This window comes from Mesorhizobium sp. M5C.F.Ca.IN.020.32.2.1 (assembly GCF_004023105.1).
Lineage (GTDB): Bacteria > Pseudomonadota > Alphaproteobacteria > Rhizobiales > Rhizobiaceae > Mesorhizobium > Mesorhizobium wenxiniae.
Genome location: NZ_RZSX01001060.1, coordinates 1 through 1,909, shown reverse-complemented (window position 1 = coordinate 1,909; position 1,909 = coordinate 1). Strand labels below are relative to the sequence as shown.

The 1,909-nt window shown below is 63.5% G+C and carries 2 protein-coding genes; both read right to left on the bottom strand.

Features of this window, described 5'->3' with window-relative positions; genetic code table 11:
* Positions 1–198: 198 nt before the first annotated feature.
* Entirely contained in the window at positions 199–1,575 is a 1,377-nt protein-coding gene (locus EOA86_RS32810; RefSeq protein WP_128345371.1) for an MFS transporter, read from the bottom strand.
* Between the two features lie 93 nt (positions 1,576–1,668).
* Positions 1,669–1,909, bottom strand: a 241-nt coding sequence (locus tag EOA86_RS39030; protein WP_164892240.1) for a hypothetical protein, incomplete at its 5' end; no start/stop codon positions are given.

The following is a 1,909-nucleotide window of genomic DNA, read 5'->3' as shown; positions in this document are numbered from 1 at the left end:
CTCCTTCTCCCCTTGCGGAAGAAGGAGGCCGAGCGAAGCTCGGTCGGATGAGGGGTGTTGGCAGGATCGCCACAATGAAGACGTAAACGATTCAAATCCCTCGATGTTTTCACGTCTCGTTTCTTCCAGCACCCCTCATCCGTCTCGGCGCTATCGCGCCGATCCACCCTTCTCCCACGGGAGAACTGGAAGAGCAGTTCACTCTGCCGGCTGGTCCGCTGGATAAGGCGTGCGGACCAGGATCGCCAGGCCGACGCCGAGGAACAGCACGATTGCCGCCATGCCTAGCCGCGACGAGCCGCTGGCTAAGGTGATCGTGGCCACCATGAATGGCGCAGCAAAACTGGTCGCCCGTCCGGCCAGCGCATAGATGCCGAAATAGCGGCCCGATTCGGCAGCGGTGACGCTGCGCGCCATGTAGGAGCGCGACGATGCCTGCACCGGCCCAAAGGCAAGCCCGATCAGCAGACCGAAAAAGATGTAGGCTTTTTCGGCGGGTGTACCGAACAACCCGCCGCTATCGGCTCCGGGCATCATCCAGGCACCGAACAGCGTGTAACCCGGCCCCGTCGAGACGATGCCGATCGTGGCAATGCTGAGCAAGACAAGCGAAATCATCACTATGGTCTTGGAGCCGAGCGCCACGTCGAGGCGTGCGGCAACCAGGCAGCCGACGATGGCGACGACGTTGAGGATGATGCCGAACAGGCCGATCTCGGTGATCGACCAGTGGAACATCGCCGCCGCAAAGGCACCGCCCAGGGCAAGCAACGCATTGACGCCATCCTGATAGACCATGCGGGCGACGAGAAAGCGGAAGATGCCGCTGCGCTTGCGTATTTCGCCCAGCGTCGATTTCAATTCCGACAGCCCCTCGCGCACCGCCGGGCCAAGGGGAATGCCCTTCGCCGCATCCGGTGTGAAAAAGAACATTGGCAGGATGAACAGGAAATACCATGCCGCCGACAGGGGTCCGGTCGCCCGTGCGTCCTCGCCGAGTTTCGGGTCGAGCCTGAGGACCGGGTCGAGGCCGACGATCGTCTTGCCGGTTTCCGGCGAACTGGCCATGAAGGCGACGACAAAGATCAGCGCGATCATGCCGCCGAGATAGCCAAGGCCCCATGCCATATTCGAGATTCGGCCGATTTCGCTCTTCGGCACCAGACGCGGCATCATCGAATCGTTGAAGACGGTCGAGAATTCCGCCGCGACCGAGGCCAGGGAGAAGAACAGCACGACCAGGAAAAGGTTCGAACCGGGAGCAGCGAACCACAGAAGGCAAAGACTGATGATCTTGATCGCGGCGAAGAGCGCGATCCACGGCTTTCGTGGGCCGGTCTGGTCGGCGATCGAGCCGAGGACCGGCGACAAAATGGCGATAGCAAATCCAGCCGCGGCGATGCCGTAACCCCAGGCCGCCTGTCCAGTTTCGGGATCGCTCGCCATGCGCGAGACGAAATAGGGTCCGAAGATAAAGGTGGTGATGACCGTGAAAAACGGCTGCGCCGCCCAGTCGAACAGCATCCACCCCCAGATGCCGCGTCTCGACGTCCGCTGCACTGCTATTTCGGCCATATCCCCTCCCACGAAACGGTGCCCCGAAGCGGGGAACCGCTTCGCTCTATAGCGCAGTTCCTGCCGGCAATCGCGCGCGATTTGGAAGGCTTCTCACAGCACCGTCAGGTCGCTGATCAGCCCCGATGCCACCGACAGCCGCGACACGGTGATGTCGCCGCCCTCGGTCAGCGCCTGCAGCCGCTCGCGGATGCGCCCGACCCTCTCGCCGCCGGCCTCCAGCCACGCCGTCACCGGATCCGCCGCCTTGGCGTGGCCGGCGAGCGCCGCCACCGCGATGCCGCGCCTGGCCGCGCCGATCGTGTCGGTGGCGCGGGACAGCGCCAATTGGTCG

Coding starts and splice junctions, on each gene's coding strand:
- EOA86_RS32810 (WP_128345371.1), bottom strand. CDS start 1,575: ATGGCCGAAATAGCAGTGCAGCGGACGTCGAGACGCGGCATCTGGGGG.